The 1,398-nt window shown below is 57.8% G+C and carries 2 protein-coding genes; one reads left to right on the top strand and one right to left on the bottom strand.

Annotated features, from left to right (window positions below; genetic code table 11):
* Nucleotides 1-622, top strand: a 622-nt coding sequence (locus tag PQR42_RS45440) for a carboxylesterase family protein (protein ID WP_408393932.1), incomplete at its 5' end; no start/stop codon positions are given.
* Nucleotides 623-776: 154 nt separating this feature from the next.
* Here PQR42_RS45440 and PQR42_RS45435 read toward each other — a convergent pair.
* A partial coding sequence (locus tag PQR42_RS45435) for a carboxylesterase family protein (protein WP_408393930.1) occupies nt 777-1,398 on the bottom strand: 622 nt, incomplete at its 5' end.

Here is a 1,398-nt window from a genome sequence, read left to right as displayed (position 1 = left end):
TGGACGCCAGAACGATGTGCCCCTTCTCGCTGGATGGAATGCAGACGAAGGTCTCGCATTCTTCAATCGCGCACTGCCGCACCAGACTGTTCAGGCCTACACCGACGCTGCCACGGCCGAGTTTGGCGCAGCAAATCTCGCGAGCTTCCTGCAGGCGTATCCAGCTGCTACTGCGACCCAGGCTGCGCAGTCGGCCCAAAGTCTGATTGGGGATCAGGTAATAAAGTATCAGACTTGGGGCTGGGTCACCCAGCAGCAGAAGACCGGACGTTCGCCCGTGTACGTGTATCACTTTGAGCAAACATCGGCCTACAATCCCTCCGCAACACACGGGACCGAAGTTGCGTATGTCTTTGGCAGCCTCACCCCGACTGGAACAGGAGCCGTAACCTCACAGGATCTCGCCGTGTCGGATACGATGCAGTCGTACTGGACGAATTTTGCGCGGTCGGGCAACCCTAACGGCTCAGCACTGCCACAGTGGCCACAGTACGCGGGCGCAGGCAGTCAAACCATGCGCATCGGTAACGTCATCGAGCCGAGCCAGGAAGAAGGTACCGCACGCTACCAGTTCCTGGATCGGTTCCGGGTGAACGGACTGATTACTGTCAGCCAGCAATAACCCGGGTTCCGCCATCGTGATCTTCCATTCAGCTTGATTCGAATGACTCATACGGTGGCGGTTCGCAGGCGTGCGCCCTCGCGATGTTCGGACGTAACGAGACGGCCGCCGGCATCGCGCAGGAGCGGCCCGCATATGCCGGTGCGGCCGCAAGCTATGGTTGAACGGTCGTAATCAGGCCATTCACCCGGAACCGATCCAGAAACTGGAAACGTGCGGTACCTTCCTCCTGGCCCGGCTGAATAGCGCCTCCAATCCGCATGGCTTGGCTACCTGCGCCCGCATACAGTGACCATTGCGGCAAACCCGCGCCATTGGGATTTCCCGACCGCGCAAAATTTGTCCAATAGGACTGCATCGTATCTGACACAGCGAGATCCTGTGTCGATACGGCTCCCGTTCCGATCGGCGTTAAATTTCCAAAAACATATGCAACCTCTGTCCCATGAGACGCAGTGGGGTTATAAGCCGACGTTTGCTCAAAATGATACGTATACACAGGCGAATGCCCGGTCTTCAACTGCTGGGTGACCCAGCCCCAGGTTTGATACTTGATCGTCTGATCGCCGACTAGATTTTGTGCTGACTGGACTGCCTGAGCGACAGATGATGCGGGATACAACTGAAGGAAGCTTGCAAGGTTCGCCGCGCCGAATTCGATCGTTGCGGCATCCGTATACGCCTGCACTGTCTCGTGTGGCAGCCCAACGGGAAGGAACGTCATGCCTTCGTCTGCATTCCATCCGGCCAGAAGCGGTACATCGTTCTGGCGTCCG

Source organism: Paraburkholderia sediminicola, assembly GCF_046027355.1.
Lineage (GTDB): Bacteria > Pseudomonadota > Gammaproteobacteria > Burkholderiales > Burkholderiaceae > Paraburkholderia > Paraburkholderia sediminicola_B.
The sequence above is the reverse complement of the archived record's forward strand: the minus strand, read 5'-3'. Positions and strand labels throughout refer to the sequence as shown.